Annotated in this window: 15 protein-coding genes; 3 read left to right on the forward strand and 12 right to left on the reverse strand. The window is 61.3% G+C overall.

The features are described from left to right. Positions 1-180: 180 nt before the first annotated feature. The gene (gene rny, locus C4N23_RS04935; protein ID WP_055187623.1) at positions 181-1,755 is read right to left on the reverse strand and encodes a ribonuclease Y; all 1,575 of its coding nucleotides are present in this window, start codon (positions 1,753-1,755) and stop codon (positions 181-183) included. Positions 1,756-2,075: 320 nt separating this feature from the next. Continuing rightward, complete coding sequence (locus C4N23_RS04940) at positions 2,076-3,836, reverse strand: tyrosine-protein phosphatase (protein ID WP_112144495.1); 1,761 nt, start codon at positions 3,834-3,836, stop codon at positions 2,076-2,078. A 172-nt stretch (positions 3,837-4,008) separates the two neighbouring features. Between C4N23_RS04940 and C4N23_RS04945 the strand changes: the two genes are divergently transcribed. Further along, positions 4,009-4,377: a RidA family protein gene (locus tag C4N23_RS04945; RefSeq protein WP_112144497.1), complete on the forward strand. Its 369-nt coding sequence runs from the start codon at positions 4,009-4,011 to the stop codon at positions 4,375-4,377. A 129-nt stretch (positions 4,378-4,506) separates the two neighbouring features. On the opposite strand, the gene C4N23_RS04950 is transcribed toward C4N23_RS04945, so the two are convergent. From C4N23_RS04950 to C4N23_RS04960, 3 genes are all read right to left on the reverse strand, one after another. Next, entirely contained in the window at positions 4,507-5,106 is a 600-nt protein-coding gene (locus C4N23_RS04950; RefSeq protein WP_112144499.1) for an ECF transporter S component, read from the reverse strand. A 136-nt stretch (positions 5,107-5,242) separates the two neighbouring features. Next, the gene (locus tag C4N23_RS04955; RefSeq protein ID WP_112144501.1) at positions 5,243-6,214 is read right to left on the reverse strand and encodes a Gfo/Idh/MocA family protein; all 972 of its coding nucleotides are present in this window, start codon (positions 6,212-6,214) and stop codon (positions 5,243-5,245) included. Between the two features lie 25 nt (positions 6,215-6,239). Then, entirely contained in the window at positions 6,240-7,118 is an 879-nt protein-coding gene (locus C4N23_RS04960; RefSeq protein WP_112144503.1) for a type III pantothenate kinase, read from the reverse strand. A gap of 284 nt (positions 7,119-7,402) precedes the next feature. On the opposite strand from C4N23_RS04960, the gene coaBC reads away from it, so the two are divergent. After that, positions 7,403-8,596: a bifunctional phosphopantothenoylcysteine decarboxylase/phosphopantothenate--cysteine ligase CoaBC gene (coaBC, locus tag C4N23_RS04965; protein ID WP_112144505.1), complete on the forward strand. Its 1,194-nt coding sequence runs from the start codon at positions 7,403-7,405 to the stop codon at positions 8,594-8,596. A gap of 55 nt (positions 8,597-8,651) precedes the next feature. Here coaBC and murC read toward each other — a convergent pair whose 3' ends face one another. Then, on the reverse strand, positions 8,652-10,022 hold the full coding sequence (gene murC / locus C4N23_RS04970; RefSeq protein WP_112144507.1) for a UDP-N-acetylmuramate--L-alanine ligase: 1,371 nt from the start codon (positions 10,020-10,022) through the stop codon (positions 8,652-8,654). 335 nt (positions 10,023-10,357) lie between these two features. Here murC and C4N23_RS04975 point away from each other — a divergent pair, with 335 nt between their 5' ends. Continuing rightward, entirely contained in the window at positions 10,358-11,200 is an 843-nt protein-coding gene (locus C4N23_RS04975; protein WP_097791605.1) for a DegV family protein, read from the forward strand. Between the two features lie 61 nt (positions 11,201-11,261). Here C4N23_RS04975 and atpC read toward each other — a convergent pair whose 3' ends face one another. The 6 genes from atpC to atpF form a co-directional block, all read right to left on the reverse strand. Beyond that, positions 11,262-11,663, reverse strand: coding sequence for an ATP synthase F1 subunit epsilon (atpC, locus tag C4N23_RS04980; protein ID WP_112144509.1), 402 nt, complete (start codon positions 11,661-11,663; stop codon positions 11,262-11,264). A gap of 3 nt (positions 11,664-11,666) precedes the next feature. Next, positions 11,667-13,061: a F0F1 ATP synthase subunit beta gene (gene atpD / locus C4N23_RS04985; RefSeq protein ID WP_055187642.1), complete on the reverse strand. Its 1,395-nt coding sequence runs from the start codon at positions 13,059-13,061 to the stop codon at positions 11,667-11,669. Between the two features lie 161 nt (positions 13,062-13,222). After that, positions 13,223-14,071 (reverse strand): ATP synthase F1 subunit gamma, encoded by an 849-nt coding sequence (atpG, locus tag C4N23_RS04990; RefSeq protein WP_112144511.1) that lies wholly within the window; start codon positions 14,069-14,071, stop codon positions 13,223-13,225. An 18-nt stretch (positions 14,072-14,089) separates the two neighbouring features. Continuing rightward, positions 14,090-15,610 (reverse strand): F0F1 ATP synthase subunit alpha, encoded by a 1,521-nt coding sequence (atpA, locus tag C4N23_RS04995; protein WP_055187646.1) that lies wholly within the window; start codon positions 15,608-15,610, stop codon positions 14,090-14,092. Between the two features lie 47 nt (positions 15,611-15,657). Then, the gene (atpH, locus tag C4N23_RS05000) at positions 15,658-16,197 is read right to left on the reverse strand and encodes an ATP synthase F1 subunit delta (RefSeq protein ID WP_055187648.1); all 540 of its coding nucleotides are present in this window, start codon (positions 16,195-16,197) and stop codon (positions 15,658-15,660) included. Beyond that, on the reverse strand, positions 16,194-16,700 hold the full coding sequence (gene atpF, locus C4N23_RS05005; protein ID WP_055187651.1) for a F0F1 ATP synthase subunit B: 507 nt from the start codon (positions 16,698-16,700) through the stop codon (positions 16,194-16,196). Before atpF ends, atpH begins: the two co-directional genes overlap by 4 nt. Positions 16,701-16,712 lie beyond the last annotated feature (12 nt).

Raw genomic sequence — 16,712 nt, forward strand, 5'->3', positions numbered from 1 at the left:
TATTTCGCACGCCATTCTTTCTTTTATAAAGTGTTTCGTCTACTTTACTTTTTGTGAGCAAATTGCACCCTTCGCTTGGGTTTCATTGCATAACCGTTCTTGTGCCACGGACAGTTTTTGAAAAACCGCGCAAAAAAGGAGTCCGCTGCCAAATGCAGCGGACTCCCAAAAATGTTCTGCTTATTTTGCGTAATCGACGGCGCGGCTCTCGCGGATGACATTGACCTTGATCTGGCCGGGGTAATCCAGCGTGTCCTCGATCTTCTTCGCGATCTGGCGGGCCAGCAGGATGACCTGATCGTCGCTGATAACGTCGGGCTTGACCATGATACGCACTTCACGGCCAGCCTGAACGGCAAAGGCCTGTTCCACGCCCTCGAAGCTGGAAGAGATCTCCTCCAGATTTTCCAGACGCTTGACGTAACTCTCGACATTCTCGCGGCGGGCACCGGGGCGTGCGGCGCTGATGGCGTCACAAGCCTGAATGATGAAGGCCAGCGGGGTCTTGGGTTCCACGTCGCCGTGGTGGGCCTCGATGGCGTGGATGATCTGGGTGTTCTCCTTGTACTTGCGGCAGATGTCCACACCGATCTGGACATGGCTGCCCTCAATCTCATGGTCAAGGGCCTTGCCGATGTCATGCAGCAGACCGGCACGACGGGCCAGCGTGACGTTCACGCCCATCTCGCCCGCCAGCAGACCGGCCAGCCAAGCCACTTCCATGCTGTGCGTCAGCGCGTTCTGGCCAAAGCTGGTGCGGTACTTCAAACGGCCGATCAGCTTGATCAGGTCGGGATGCAGACCGTGGATGCCCAGCTCCATAACGGCCTTCTCGCCCTCCCGCTTCATCTGCAGTTCGAGGTCGTGGCGGCACTTCTCCACCGTCTCCTCGATGCGGGCGGGGTGGATGCGGCCATCGCCGATCAGGCGCTCCAGCGTCATGCGGGCCACCTCGCGGCGGGTCTGGTCGAAGGAGGACAGGGTGATGGCCTCCGGGGTGTCATCAATGATGAGGTCCACACCGGTGGCGGTCTCAAGGGCGCGGATGTTGCGGCCCTCACGGCCGATGATGCGGCCCTTCATCTCGTCGCTGGGCAGCGGCACGACGCTGACGGTGGTCTCGCTGCAATGGTCGGCAGCGCAGCGGGCAATGGCCTGACCGATCAGGTTCCGGGCCAGATTGTCGCAGTTCTCCTTCAGGTCGGTCTCATAGGCAGCCACACGGACGGCCTTTTCATGGGTCAGCTCCTCGTCCACCTTGTGCAGCAGCACTTCGCGGGCGTCTTCCTGACTCAGGCCGGCCAGTGTCTCAAGCCGCTCCATCTCCTTGGCGCGGATGGCGTCCACCTCGGCCAGATGGGCTTCGGCTTCTTCCTTCTTTTTCTTGAGCTCTTCTTCGCGTTTTTCCAGCGCCTCGGTCTTGCGGTCGAGGGCGGTCTCTTTCTGGTCGATGCGGTTCTCCTGCCGGGTGATCTCAGCGCGGCGCTGCTTGATCTCCTTGTCGGCTTCGGCCTTCTGGGCGTCCACTTCCGCTTTCAGGCGGAAGGCTTCGTCCTTGGCCTCCAGAACGGCTTCTTTGCGTTTTTGGTCTGCGGTCTTGATCGCTTCGTTCACCAGCCGGGTCGCCTCGGCTTCGGCGCTGCCGATCTGAGCCTCAGCGGTCTTTTTACGGTTGTTGTAACCAATAAAATAACCCCCGCCGATGCCAGCAGCAATTGCGACGATCACGACCACGATCCATCCGATCGTGGGCATTGTGTTCACTCTCCTCAAAGTTAAAGTTTCAAAATTCAACTCATGCTGGAGACGCTGCCGGGCAAGGCGTGGGTCAACAATACAAAAATCAAGCTCGCAATACAAAACAGGCCGCAAAAACGAGACACCACGGCCCAAGGCCGAGGCTGCTTTTCGGTACAGTCCTGTTATTTCGAAGGTTTTGTTATAAAAACGGGCAGATGAAGCCCCATTGAACTTTGGTTGCGGATATCCCCTGCACGCAGCGTCATGGAATCCATACTACCTCTTATATTACGAAACATTTGAATCAATGTCAAGATATTTTACAAATTAAACTCTTACTCCAGATACATTCTTCTCAATCTCATCAGGCGGGCGGGGGTCAGGCCGTATTCGGCTTCAAGGTAGGCATCGGCGCTGCCGCAGCGGCTGCGGATGGTGGAGAGCACCAGTTCCACCGATTCGGGGTGGACGCCCGCGATGCCCTGATAGAACTTCTTCTGCTCCGGCCGGGCGGCGATTTCCTCGGCGTGCTCGGCCCAGATCTTTTCCAGCTCCGGGCGGCGGCACTCGTTCGTTTGGACGAAATCGGCGTAGATCGTCTCGTCCGAAGCGCCCAGCGCCAGCAAAATCAGCATGGCCGCCACGCCGGTGCGGTCTTTGCCGCCGGAGCAATGGAAGAGCACCGGCGTCTCGCCCGCTTCCAGCGCCCGGAACAGCTCCTTGTACGCCTTATTTCCGAAGAGCATCTGCTTGTACATGGCGTCGGCCATCCGGCGGCCCTCATCGGGCTTGCCCTCCAGCAGCTTTTCCCGATCCTCCGGCGAGAAGTCCACCTCTTTGCCGCCGTCAAGGCAAAGCCCGCAGATGCGGACCAGCCGTGCACCGTCCGGCACATAGTCCGGCATCTTCTCGGCCTCCTGCTCGCTGCGCAGATCGAGGATGAGCCGCAGCCCAAGGGAATCCAGCAGTTTCCGGTCTGCGTCGCTCGTCAACAGACCGGTGGGGATGCCGCGATAGATCTGACCCCAGCGGACATGCTTGCCCTCGTCGGCTTCGTAGCCGCCCAGCTCCCGGAAGTTGCTGCCGCCCGCAAAGGGCAGCTGGGTGCCCGGCGCGGGGTGGGGCACCGGCTTTTCCACCGCCGTGCTGGAAAGCACGGGCATATTATAAAACGGCTTGGCCGGCCGGCCCCGCCGGGGCGGCAGCGACGCCGTGCCCCCCAGCACCTCCATCAGGTAGCCGCGCAGCAGGTCGAGGTAGGCGGAATTGTGATCCCGCCGCTGCACCATGGAAACGCAGAGCGGCGGCATATCCTCAATGAGAACGTCCCGCACCCGGTCCAGCTCCCGCCGGGCCCCCGGCTCGTAGCGGGTCAGGCAGGTGCATAGCTGCTCCTGCACCAGATAGTACGCCTGATAGAAGCTGGGGCCGATCTCGGCGTCGGGGGCAAAGCCCGCCTTGGCGCACGCATCCCACAGCGGCGCAAAGAGATCCTGCCGCAGACTGGGCAGCAGCACCCGCTGCCCCCGCAGCGCCGCCAGCGGCACCCGCTCCTTTTCCCAGAAGGGATGCCCCCGCGGCACCAGCAGACAGGCCGGGTCCGCCCGCAGGGTGGTGCGGGCCAGCACCGGGGCCACACAGCCGAGGTCCATCACAAGGCCCGCATCCAGCTCCCCCTGCTCCACGCCGTCGGCCACGGCGTCGTTGTTCAGCAGCCGGAACCGCATCTCGATGTGGGGGTACTGCTGGCGGAACTTGTCCAACTGCGTTTCCAGCCCCGGCAGGTAATCCGGCACCAGCGAGACGCTGATGCCGATCCGCACCGGCTGGGCCGACTGGATCTCAGCGTGGAGAGCCGCCTGCATCTGCTGGAACTGTTCCACCACCGGGGCCGCATGGCGCTGCAAGCTCAGCCCCCGCTCGGTGAGCGAGAGCTTGTGGTGGGCGCTGACGAACAGCGGCCCGCAGAGTTCGGCCTCCAGCGCGGTGATGCTCTGCCGCAGCGCTTGGCGCGACAAAAACAGCCGCTGGGCTGCGCGGGTGTAGTTCATCTCCTCGCACAAAACCAGAAAATAATGCAGCTGGCGGATATCCATGGGGTCCCTCCTGAAACAGTCGTGGGGTACATTCAGAATAGATAAAGAATACCGCCTTTTGCCCGAATTGTAAAGGCGGCAGAGGAAAAAACGCAGGCGAAGATTGACAGCCCCGCCCGCCGGGTGTAGACTTTCCTCAGCATCTCTATTATAAACGAAAGAAGGTCCTCTTATGAAAGTCATCGCTACGGAAAAAGCCCCCGGTGCCATCGGCCCCTATTCGCAGGGCTTCGTCACCAACGGTTTCGTCTATACTTCCGGCCAGATCCCGGTAAACCCTGCCGACGGCACGATCCCTGCCGGCATCGCCGCTCAGGCCCAGCAGAGCTGCAGGAACGTGGGTGCCATCCTCGAAGCGGGCGGCAGCAGCTTTGAAAAGGTGGTCAAGACCACCTGCTTCCTCGCCGATATCGCGGATTTTGCGGCCTTCAACGAGGTCTACGCCAAGTTCTTCACCTCCAAGCCCGCCCGCAGCTGCGTGGCCGTCAAGGACCTACCCAAGGGCGTCCTGTGCGAGATCGAGGCCATCGCCGAGGCGTAAGCGCCCGGCTGATTTTTCCCTATATTGCCGCAAAAAAGACCAGAACCGCCCCGCCGCACCGGCAGGAGGTTCTGGTCTTTGCTTTTTATTCGGGAACCGGACGCGCTGCCCTGACGTTGCGCGCGGCGGTTACTTCAGGAACTTGTGCACCGCACGGGCGACGATGCCGCCCAGAATGCCGGAGACGAGGAACTCGGCCACGCCCTGCACGCCGACCAGCAGGACGACGAACATGAGGGGGTTGGCCGCGCCCTTGACGGACACGAGGTTCTGGACATAGTCGCAATTGTAGAAGGCCAGCACGATGTAGCCCATGAAGAACAGAGTGTTCAGGGCCGGGGCACACATGGCGCTGAGGATGTAGCTCCACGTACCGGGCTTATCGAACTTTTTCAGGCCGCTGAAGATCAGGCCGACACACAGGCCCATCAGCACGCGCATCCCCACGCAGAGGATGAAGGTGTTGACGGGGCTGACCTGAAACAGCGCACCGGTCATGGCCGAAGCGCCGGTGACGGCGTCATAGAAGCTCACCACGCCGAACACGCCGCCCAGAACGGCACCCGCTGCCGGGCCCATGGTGATCGCGCCCACGGCGATGGGAAGGGTCAAAAAGCTCATGTAAAGCGGGCCCATGGGCACACTGCCCAGACCGATGGCCTTCATGACCAGCTCGATGGCGACCAGCAGTGCCAGCCGGGTGAGAGTACGAAGATCGTTGTTTTTCATAATTCAGTTTTTCCTCCTGCTGCCGTTCCGCCCTTAGCGTCGGATACGGCGCAAACCTGCCCGCTCTGTGCGGGATGTTTTTCTTTTTATGCGAACGTTGGGAAACGCTTGTCAGGGCATACTCCGAACGTAGATGTCAAAATTTCAGTCCTGCCGACCGCCGGGCCACCGTCAGCACCTTGCTGACCGCCACCGATGTGTCCAGCATCCGGCTGCACAGCTCCTGATCGCCGCCTGCAATGGCGCGGGCAAAGGCGTGGAACTCCGCCGCCTGACGGGGCTTGCCGCCGTTGAGGTTGAAATGCTCCTCCCGCCCCTCGTTCGGGTGGAAAGTGACGCCGCCGCACCAGTTGGCGGTGGATTTCTGCAAAATATAGCCCTTCGTGCCTTGGATGACGTACCGGGCGGGAGCACTGCAGTCCTTAGCCGCCATGCAGACGGCCCGGAAGCTGTTGTAATCCATGGTCAGGATGCCGCTGGTGTCGATTCCGCGCTCAATGTTGGCGGTGTAGTGCACCTGATTCGGCTCCCCGAACAGGCCCACCACGTAGCTGATGTTGTACACGTTCAGGTCCATCAGCGCGCCGCCCGCGCGGGCCGGGTCAAAGGAAGTGGGGGTCTCCCCGGCGCAGAATGCGTCGTACCGACTGGAATACTGGCTGAAGTTGCACTGCACCAGCTTCACCGTGCCGATGCGGGGCAGCAGCTCCCGGATCTTGTTGTAATTTTCAAGGTATTGGGTGGTCATGGCTTCGAACAAAAAGACCTTTTTCCGCCGGGCCAGATTGGCCAGCTCCTCGGCCTGTAAGGCGTTCACGGCCATCGGCTTTTCCACGATGACGTGCTTGCCCGCCTCAAGGGCCACCTTGGCGTAGCGGGCGTGCTGGTTGTTCGGCACCGCCAGATAGACCACATCGACCCACTGCAGCAGCTCAAAGTAATTGGTGGTGTGCTGCGGGATATGGTACTGCTCACACAGCTCGGCGGCCGCGGGCGCACTGCGCTGGGTGCTGCAAAGGGCCTGTACCGTGAACGGCGAGTCCTCCCCCGCCAGCCACGGCAAAAATTCCCCCACGATCATGCCCGTGCCCAGAATTCCTAATTTCATTCTCTTCTCCCTATCCTGTTGTTCGTCAGCCGGCCTTGGCTCCCTCTTCGCGGCGGTCCCGGCGCTGGGGATGCGGGCGGCGGGCGCGGCGGAAGTTCTGGTTCCGCTTTTTGCCGCCTCCGGCGTGGTGCTGCGGTGCATTCATCTGGTACAGCAGCGCCAGACCCTTGAGCAGCAGCTCCGGGTCATAGGTCAGCGGATGGCGGCACAGGGGCGTGACGTATTTTGCAAGCCCGCCGGTGACGACCAAGGTCGCCGGGCGGCCCAGCTCCTCTTCGATCCGCTGGGTGATGCCGTCCAGCAGGACAGCGGTGCCCAGCACCGAGCCGGAGAGCATACAGCTCTCAGTGTTGGTGCCGATGGCGTTTTTCGGGGAGGCCAAATGCACCTGCGGCAGCTGGGCGCAGCGCTCTCCCAGCGCCCGCAGCCCAGTGGACAGGCCGGGGCAGATGACGCCGCCCCGGAACACCCGGTTCTCGTCCACAACGTTGAAGGTGGTAGCCGTGCCGAGGTCCACCGTGATGACCGGCAGCGGGAACTTGGCCGCCGCGTAGGCCGCATCCACAAGGCGGTCCTTGCCGACGGCGGCGGGGTTGGGCACGCCCATGGTCAGCCCGGTGCGGATCTCCGGCGAAACGATGACCGGCTTTTTGCCGGTGTAATAACGGGCGCACTCGGCCAGCGCCCCGGTGATGGAGGGGACCACGCTGGTCAGCACAGCACCCTCGAACCGGATGGGCTTTTCGGGGTGGCGGCGGTGCGCAAACACCTTTTCCATCTCGGCGCGGTATTCCGCCGCCGTCCGGGTGCGCACCGTATCCATGTGGGCCACAAAGCATACACGTCCGTCCTTGATGCCGCCGAGGGCGACGGTGGTGTTGCCTATATCAATGGCTAAGATCATATTTGAGGAAACCTTTCCTGTTTGAACCTCTCCGTCAATGCTTCGTATTGTCCCCTCCCCTACCGGGAAAGGCTCCCTCCGGCCGGAGGGAGATGCCGCGTAAGCGACAAAGGGTGGACGACTGGCGAGCCGTAGGCTCGACCGAGAGGTTTATTCCTATAAGTCAAGGGTTATTTTACCGCATTTTCCCGCCGGTTACAAGGCCTCCAAAAAGATTTTATTGTGCTGGCGGCAATTTTGCATTATACTAGGGGGAGCAAACCGAAGATTTGGGAGGTTTTTGGATGGATCTGAAAGGAAAATGCGTCCTGTTGGGCGTTACCGGCGGCATCGCCGCCTATAAAATGGCGAACGTCGCCAGCGCACTGCGCAAGCTGGGGGCCGATGTGGAGGTCATCATGACCCAAAACGCCACCCAGTTCATCACGCCCATCACATTTGAGACCCTCACCGGCCACAAGTGCATGGTGGACACCTTCGACCGCGATTTCAAGTTCGAGGTCACCCACATTTCGCTGGCGAAAAAGGCCGATATCATCCTTGTGGCCCCGGCCACGGCCAACGTCATCGCCAAGATGGCCCACGGCATCGCCGACGACATGCTGACCACCACCATCCTCGCGGCCAAGTGCCCGAAGCTGGTCTCCCCCGCCATGAACACCGGGATGCTGGAAAATCCCATCACGCAGGACAACATCGCCACGCTGGAGAAGTACGGCTTCACCGTCATCCCCTCCGAGAGCGGCGTGCTGGCCTGTAAGGACGTGGGCAGCGGCCGTCTGCCGAAGGAGGACGTCCTCATGGAGTACATCCTCCACGCCATCGCCCGCCCGAAGGACCTTGCCGGGCTGCACATCGCCGTGACCGCCGGGCCCACGCAGGAGCCGCTGGACCCTGTGCGCTACCTGACCAACCACTCCACCGGCAAGATGGGCTATGCCGTGGCCCGTGCCGCCGCCATGCGGGGGGCTGACGTCACCCTCATCCACGGCCCCACGGCTCTGCCACCGGTCAAGTTCGTGGAGGATGTGCCCATCACCACCGCGCAGGACATGTACGACGCCGTGACCAGCCGCTTTGACGGCATGGACGTCCTCGTGATGGCCGCCGCCGTGGCCGACTACCGCCCCGCCACCGTGGCCGATGACAAGATCAAGAAAAAGGACGGTGACCTGTCCATTCCCGTGGAGCGCACCGCCGACATCCTTGGCACCATCGGCCCGAAGAAAACGAAGCAGTTCCTCTGCGGCTTCTCGATGGAAACCCGCGACATGCTTGAAAATTCCTCCGCCAAGCTGACCAAGAAGAACCTCGACATGGTGGTCGCCAACAACCTAAAAGTGGCCGGTGCCGGTTTCGGCGTGGACACCAATGTGGTCACCTTCATCACCCCGGACGGCTCCCGCGAGCTGCCCCTCATGAGCAAGTCCGACGTCGCCGACGCGATCCTCGACGAGATCCTGAAACGGCGGAAGTGACCGCCCAGACAAAAAGAAACCCCGCTGACGCGGGGTTTCTTTTTGTCTGGCTGTTTTATTTCACCATCATCTTGCTGGCTTTATAGATATCGCCGCAGCCGAGGGTGATGACGAGGTCGCCTTCGCGGGCGTTCTCCTTGACCCACTGAGCCGCTGCTTCAAGGCTGTCCACCAGCACCGAGTTCGGGATCTGGGCGGCCAGCTTCGCGCTGGTGATGGAGGGGTCGTTGGGCTCGCGGCTGCCCATGATGGGGGTGATGACCGTGATATCGGGGATCTTGAAGACGTCCACAAAGTCGTTGAACAGCATCTTGGTCCGGCTGTATGTAAACGGCTGGTGGACGGCGATGAGGCGCTTGTAGCCCATCTCGCGGGCGGTGGTGAGGGTAGCACGGATCTCGGTGGGGTGGTGGGCGTAGTCGTCCACGACGACCGCACCGTTGCACTCGCCGTAGAGCTCAAAGCGGCGGCCCGCGCCCTTGAAGTTCAGGGCAGCCTCGGCGCACTGCTCCACGGTCAGGCCCACAAAGCGGCAGACGGCACACATGGCCAGCGCATTATAAACGTTGTGGCGGCCGGGCACGGACAGGCGGATGTGGCCGGTGATTTTGCCCCACTCCTTGAGGTCGAACTCAAAGAAGCCGGGCTTGTACTCCTGCACATTGATGGCGCGGTAGTCGCCGTCGTTCTCGATGCCAAAGGTGCGGACGCGGCGGTCCAGCGTGTACATGACATCCATGGTGTTCTTGTCGTCGGCGTTGGCGAAGATCATGAACTGGGTCATCAGGGCGAAGCGCTTGAAGGCGAACTTCAGCTCACCCATGCTGCCGTAGTAGTCCAGATGATCGTTGTCGATGTTCAGCACAACGGACAGGTAGGGGGTCAGTTTGAGGAAGGTCTCGGAATACTCACAGGCCTCGATGACGATGTCATCGCCCTTACCGGCCTTGCCGTAGCCGTTGATGAGGGGCAGCTTGCCGCCGATGACGGCAGAGGGGTCGCGGCCCGCCAGCTCCAGCGCGGTGGTGATCATGGACGTGGTGGTCGTCTTGCCGTGGGTGCCGGAGACGCAGATGCTGTCCTTGTACAGGCGGCTGACATAGCCCAGCAGGACGCTGCGCTCCACGGTGGGGATGCCATAGGAATCGGCGGCGTTCAGCTCCACGTTGTCCTTCGCGATGGCGGCAGAGTAGACCACGAGGTCGGTGCCGATGACGTTGTCGGCGCTATGGCCCAGCGAGACCTTCACGCCCATCTCCCGCTCGTAGCGGATGATGCTGCCATCCAGCACATCACTGCCGGAGATGATATATCCCTTGGCGTGCAGGATCTGGATCAGCGGGTACATGCCGCTGCCGCCGCAGCCGATGAAGTGGATCTTCTTCACATTATCAAGCAAGTGCTTGGTATAGTCAGTAACAAACATATTCAGGCAACCTCCAAATAGACACAAACGGCCGCAGCGCAGACCGATCTCATTTTAATTCACCATGTGGTACTACTTATTATATAATTTTTGGCGGACAAAATAAACAGTTCCGAGCGAATTTTCGGAAAGAACCATAAAAAACCGGTTTATTTTGTGACAACTGTACACAAATGCCAGCCTTTTTCCGCCAGAATCAGCGATTCACAAAAGATTCACATTTCATTTTTGTGATTGCCTAACAAACTTTAAACTTTTGTGCTATGATAATTCAGGATTTTGAAGAAACCAACGCGCTGCGGCCTGGCCCGGCGAACAGAAGAGGAGTATCGAACATGAAGATCAAGATCACTGCGGACAGCACCTGTGACCTGTCCGAAACGCTGCTGCGGCAGTGGAATATCTCGCTCATCCCCATGCACATCCTGATGGGCGAGGAAAGCCTGCTGGACGGCGTTACCGTCCGCCCCGCCGATGTGTTCACCCATGTGCAGAACGGCGGCAAGATGCCGAAATCCGCTGCCCCGAACCTCGTGGAGTACACGGATTTCTTTGCGCCCTTTGCTAAAGACTACGATGCCGTCATCCACATCTGTGTCGGGTCCAAGTTCTCGTCCTGCTGCCAGAACGCAAAACTCGCCGCGCAGGAGTTCGGGAACGTCTCAGTCGTGGATAGCGAGAACATCTGCACCGGGCAGGGCTATCTCGTCCTGCGGGCAGCCAAGCTCGCGGCGGACGGCCTGCCGCCCCGGAACATCTGTATGCGGCTGCAAGCCCTTGCCAAGAAGGTCGATCTCAGCTTCGTGCTCAACCAGTTGGACTACATGGCCAAGAGTGGCCGCTGCTCCGGCGTGCTGGCCTTCGGGGCCAACATTCTGGGCATCAAGCCCAGTCTGGCCGTCATCGACGGCGAGCTGAAGGTGGTCAAGAAGTACCGCGGTCAGCTTCCCATCTGCGTGGGCAAATACATCACCGAGAAGCTGGCTGACCGAGACGACATCGATACCAGTGTCGTCTTCCTCTCCTCCTGCCAGCCCAAACCCGGCTGTTTGGAGGCCGTCAAGGCCGGGCTTGCACAGTACGGCAAGTTCGAGCAGATCATCGAGACGGACATCGGTACCACCATCGGCGGCTACTCCGGCCCCGGCACCATCGGTATCGTTTTTGCCACAAAGTAAATCGCACCGCACAAAAGCACCCCACCGGCAGCAGACGCTGCGGATGGGGTGCTGTTTGCTGTTACGGGTGGATGGAGGTGCGGACGAGGGCGCGTTTCAGGCGGGCCTGTGCCAGCTCATAGTCGCGCTTATCAAGGTTCTTCTGAGCCAAGATCTCCTCCGCGCGCTTCTTCGAAGCTTCGGCGCGGGCCTGATCGATCTGCTCGGCCCACTCCCAAGTGGTCGCGACCAGCCGGACGTCGCCGTCCAGCACGGTGAGCATCCCGCCCATACAGGCGGCGCGGCGGCGGGTTCCCTCCGCGTCCACGATGTGCGCCTCGCCCATGCCCAGCGCGGTGCAGTAATCGCCGTGCTTGGCCAGAATGGCAAGGTCGCCGTCGATGGCGCGGCAGACCACCCGCTCGGCCTGACCGTCAAAGGCGCAGCCGTCCGGTGTGACCACCGTCAGATGAAAGGTCGTCATGGTTTACCCCTTCTTCGCCTTGGCGAACACGTCGTCGATGGTGCCCGCGAACAGGAAGGCGCTCTCCGGCAGGTCGTCGCACTCGCCGTCGAGGATCATCTTGAAGCCGCGCAGCGTCTCCTTCAGCGGCACATACTGGCCGGGCATACCGGTGAACTGCTCTGCCACATGGAAGCTCTGGGACAGGAAGCGCTGCACCTTGCGGGCGCGGCTGACAGTCCGCTTGTCTTCCTCGCTCAGCTCGTCCATGCCCATGATGGCGATGATGTCCTGCAGCTCCTTATAGCGCTGCAGAACCTTCTGGACGGCGCGGGCGACCTCGTAATGCTCCTGACCCACGACTTCGGGGCTGAGGATGCGGCTGGTGGAATCCAGCGGATCCACGGCCGGGTAAATGCCCTGCGAGGCAATATCACGGCTCAGGACCGTGGTGGCATCCAGATGGGTGAAGGTGGTGGCGGGAGCCGGGTCGGTCAGGTCGTCGGCGGGAACGTAGACGGCCTGAACCGAGGTGATGGAGCCCTTGCGGGTGGAGGTGATGCGCTCCTGCAGAGCGCCCATCTCGGTGGCCAGCGTGGGCTGATAGCCGACGGCGGAAGGCATACGGCCCAGCAGAGCCGAAACTTCCGAACCGGCCTGCGTGAAACGGAAGATGTTGTCGATGAAGAGCAGCACGTCCTGATTCTTGACGTCGCGGAAGTACTCCGCCATGGTCAGGCCGGACAGTGCCACGCGCATACGGGCTCCGGGGGGCTCGTTCATCTGGCCGTAGACCAGCGCGGTCTTGTTGATGACGCCGCTCTCGGTCATTTCGCCGTAGAGGTCGTTGCCCTCACGGGTGCGCTCGCCGACGCCGGTGAACACCGAGTAGCCGTTGTGCTCGGTGGCGATGTTATAGATCAGCTCTTGGATCAGGACGGTCTTGCCGACGCCGGCACCGCCAAACAGGCCGATCTTGCCGCCCTTGGCGTAGGGGCAGATCAGGTCAACGACCTTGATGCCGGTCTCCAAGATCTCAGTGGTGGACTGCTGCTCCTCGTAGCTGGGGGCAGGGCGGTGGATGGGCCAATAGGCCTCGGCTTCCGGGGCGGGCTTGTTGTCCACCGGCTCGCCCAGCAGGTTGAACACGCGGCCTAGGCACTGGTCGCCGACGGGCACCTTGATGGACTCGCCGGTATCCACGGCCTCGGTGCCGCGCACCAAGCCATCGGTGCTGCTCATTGCGATGCAGCGGGCCACATTGTCGCCCGTCAGCTGGGCCACCTCGACGATGAGCTTCTCGCCGTGGTTGTCGATCTCAATGGCGTTGAGCAGCTCCGGCAGCTGTCCATCCTCGAACTGGATGTCCAGCACCGGGCCGATGACTTGGATCACCTTGCCGATGTGTTTTTCGGACATAGGCTACAACTCCTTTTCTAACCTCTCAGTCGAGCCTTCGGCTCGCCAGCTCCCCTAGTAGGGGAGCCTCTGGCGTATCCAGCAAGCTTCATCCGACTGCCAAGGCCTCCCCTATTAGGGGAGGTGGCAATGCGAAGCATTGACGGAGAGGTTCATTTTCGTTAAATCTCCGCGCCGGCCACGATCTCCGTGATCTCCTGCGTGATGGCGGCCTGACGGGCGCGGTTGTAATACAGATTCAGATGGTCGATCATTTCGCCCGCATTCTTGGTCGCGGCGTCCATGGCGGTGCGGCGGGCGGCCAACTCGCTGGCCACGCTCTCGCACACGGCACCGTAGACGATGCCCGCAACATATTCGGGGATGATGGCACGGAACACTTCCTCGCTGCTGGGCTTGTACAAGATCTGGCTGCGGCGGGCGGCGGCCTTCTGCTCCTCGGTAGGCTCGATGGTCAGGGGCAGCACCTCCATGGTGGCCGCCGTCTGGGTCATCATCGAGTCGAACCGGGTGTAGCAGATCTTCACCGCGTCGTAGTCGCCTTTCAAAAAGCCCTCGGTGATCTTACGGGAGAGGGAGAAGCACTCGCCCACCGAGATCTCTGCCGCCAGCAGCACTTCGTCGGTGAACAGGTCGGCCCCGTGGTGGGCGAAATATTCCGCCGACCGCTTGCCGATGGGCAGCACGGTAACGGGGCCTTCCTGCGCGTCGGCCTGTTTCAGCACGTTGCTGTTGTAGCCGCCCGCAAGGCCGCGGTCGCCTGCGATGACGATGAGCAGGGTGCGTTTGATCTCGTCCCGGCGCAGATACGGGTTGCGGGCGCGGGGGTCCGCCGCCGCAATGCCGGTCAGTGTTTCGTGCAGCGTCTCAAAATAGGGGCGGCTGTGTTCGACACGCTCCTTGGCACGGCGCATTTTGGAGGAAGCCACCAGCTCCATGGCCTTGGTGATCTGCATGGTACTTTCTACGCTTTTGATGCGCAGCTTGATGTCCTTCATGGAACCTGCCATGCGTTACGCCTCCTTCCCTCAGTGCGCCTTGACGAAGCTCTCGGTGTAAGTGGACAGAACGCCCTTGAGTGCTTCCTCGGTATCCTTGTCCAGATTGCCGGTGGTGCGGATGGTCTCCATGACCTTGGCACCGTCGGCATTGTTGTCGAGATATTCGTACAGGCCCTTTTCGTACTCTGCCACATCCGGCACCTTGATCTTCACGAGGTAATCGTGGATGGTCGCATACAGGATGGCCACCTGCTTTTCCACGGCTACGGGTGCCGAGCGGTTCTGCTTGAGCACTTCCACGATGCGCTCGCCCTGTGCCAGACGCGCCTTGGTGTCGGCGTCCAGATCGGAACCGAACTGCGCGAAGGACTGCAGCTCACGGTACTGGGAGTAGATCAGCTTCAGGGTGCCCGCGACCTTCTTCATGGCCTTGATCTGGGCGTTGCCGCCGACGCGGGACACCGAGATGCCGGGGTTGACTGCCGGCATGACGCCGGAGTGGAACAGCTCCGTCTCAAGGAAGATCTGGCCGTCGGTGATGGAGATGACGTTCGTCGGGATGTAGGCGGAAACGTCGCCCGCCTGCGTCTCGATGATGGGCAGAGCCGTCAGGCTGCCGCCGCCCAGCTCGTTGGAGAGCTTGGCCGCGCGCTCCAGCAGACGGGAGTGCAGATAGAAGACGTCACCGGGGTAAGCTTCACGTCCCGGCGGACGGCGGATCAGCAGCGAGAGGGCACGGTAAGCCACCGCGTGCTTGGACAGGTCGTCGTAGATGATGAGGACGTGCTTGCCCTTGTACATGAAGTATTCGCCCATAGCACAGCCGGAGTAGGGGGCGATATACTGCAGCGGCGACAGTTCGGACGCCGTGGCCGACACGACGATGGTGTAGCCCATGGCCCCGGCCTCGGTCAGGCTCTGGACGAGGTTCGCCACGGTCGAGCGCTTCTGGCCGATGGCCACGTAGATGCAGATGACGTCCTTGCCCTTCTGGTTGATGATGGTATCGGCGGCGATGGTGGTCTTACCGGTCTGACGGTCGCCGATGATGAGCTCGCGCTGGCCGCGGCCGATGGGGATCATCGAGTCGATGGCCTTGATGCCGGTCTGGAGCGGCTCCTTGACGGGCTGGCGGTCGATGATGCCGGGAGCCTTGCTCTCAATGGCGCGGAACTCGGTGGTCTCGATGGGGCCTGCGCCGTCGATGGGCTGGCCCAGTGCGTTGACAACACGGCCGATCATGGCGTCGCCGACCGGCACGGAAACGACCTTTCCGGTGCGCTTGACGGTGCTGCCCTCTTTGATGCCGACGTCGGAGCCCAGCAGAACGATGGAGACGGTGTTCTCCTCAAGGTTCTGGGCCATGCCGTATTCGCCGTTATCAAACTGGAGCAGCTCACCGGCCATGCACTTTTCCAGACCGCTGGCGCGGGCGATACCGTCACCGACCATGATGACCGTGCCGACCTCGCTCTGCTCGATCACGTTTTCGTAGTGCTTGATCTGCGCCCGGATGATCTTGGAGATTTCTTCAGGTTTCAGTTGCATTGTCTTGTATTCACCACTCAATTCTTTGTTCAGATTATTGGGGCGGATTAAACGGTGATCCCTGCGATGCTGCGGCGGAGGCTGGCCAGACGGTTCTGCACCGTGCCGTCCAGCTCGGTGCCCTCGATGTCCAGCCGGATGCCGCCCAGCACGCCCGGCTCAACCTTGGTCTTCAGGTCGATCTTCTTGCCGGTCACGGCCTCCAGCTTCTCGTGGAGCCGTTCGGTCTGCTCCGCCGTCATGGGGATGGCGGAGGTCGCCGTGGCTTCGAGGATGCCGTGGGCCTGATTGTACTTCACGCGGAACGCGCGTGCGCAGCCGGGCAGCTCCCGCAGGGTGCCCTTTTCGCACAGGATCTTCAGAAAGTTCAGCACATAGAGGTGGACCTTGCCCCGAAACGCTTCGTCCAGCAGGGCGCAGCGCTCTTTTTTCGGGATGCTGGGGATGCTGAGCAGGTGGAGGTACTCCGGGTCACCCTTCAGGATGGCCGAAACCTCGTCCAGCTCGCCCAGAATGCGGGTCTCCAGCCCTTCCTCCGCTGCTAGGTCGTACAAGCTTCCGCCGTACATCCTTGCGATCTCGGTCATGATGCTTCACCCACATTTTTGATAAATTCGTCGATCAGGTCCTTGTGGTCGGCTTCCTTGATCTCGCGCTCGACCACCTTGGAGGCGATCTCCATCGCCATGCCGCCGATCTCGTCCTTGGCCTCGTTCACAGCCTTCTTGCGCTCCTGCGCAATGTCGGCTTCGGCCTTCTGCTTGAGGGCAGCGGCCTGTGCGCGGGCCTCGCCCAGCAGCTCTTCGCTGCGGGCAGCCGCAGTCTTCTGGGCCGATGCGACGATCTGGTTGGCCTCATTGCGGGCATTCTGCAGGTTCTGCTCATACTCCGCCTTCATGGCCTCGGCCTCGGTGCGGAGCTTTTCGGCGTCCGCGATCTGGCTGTCGGCTTTGGCCTTGCGCTCGGCAATGACCTTTTTGACCGGGTTCAGCAGCAGCTTTTTGAAGATCACGAGCTGGATCATCAGGTTGCAGATCTGGGCCACGAAAGTCCAGCCGTCCAGCGTGATCAGTGCCTGATAAAGTTGCATAAGCGTCTCCCC

The sequence above is a fragment of the Faecalibacterium hattorii genome, assembly GCF_003287455.1.
Lineage (GTDB): Bacteria > Bacillota > Clostridia > Oscillospirales > Ruminococcaceae > Faecalibacterium > Faecalibacterium hattorii.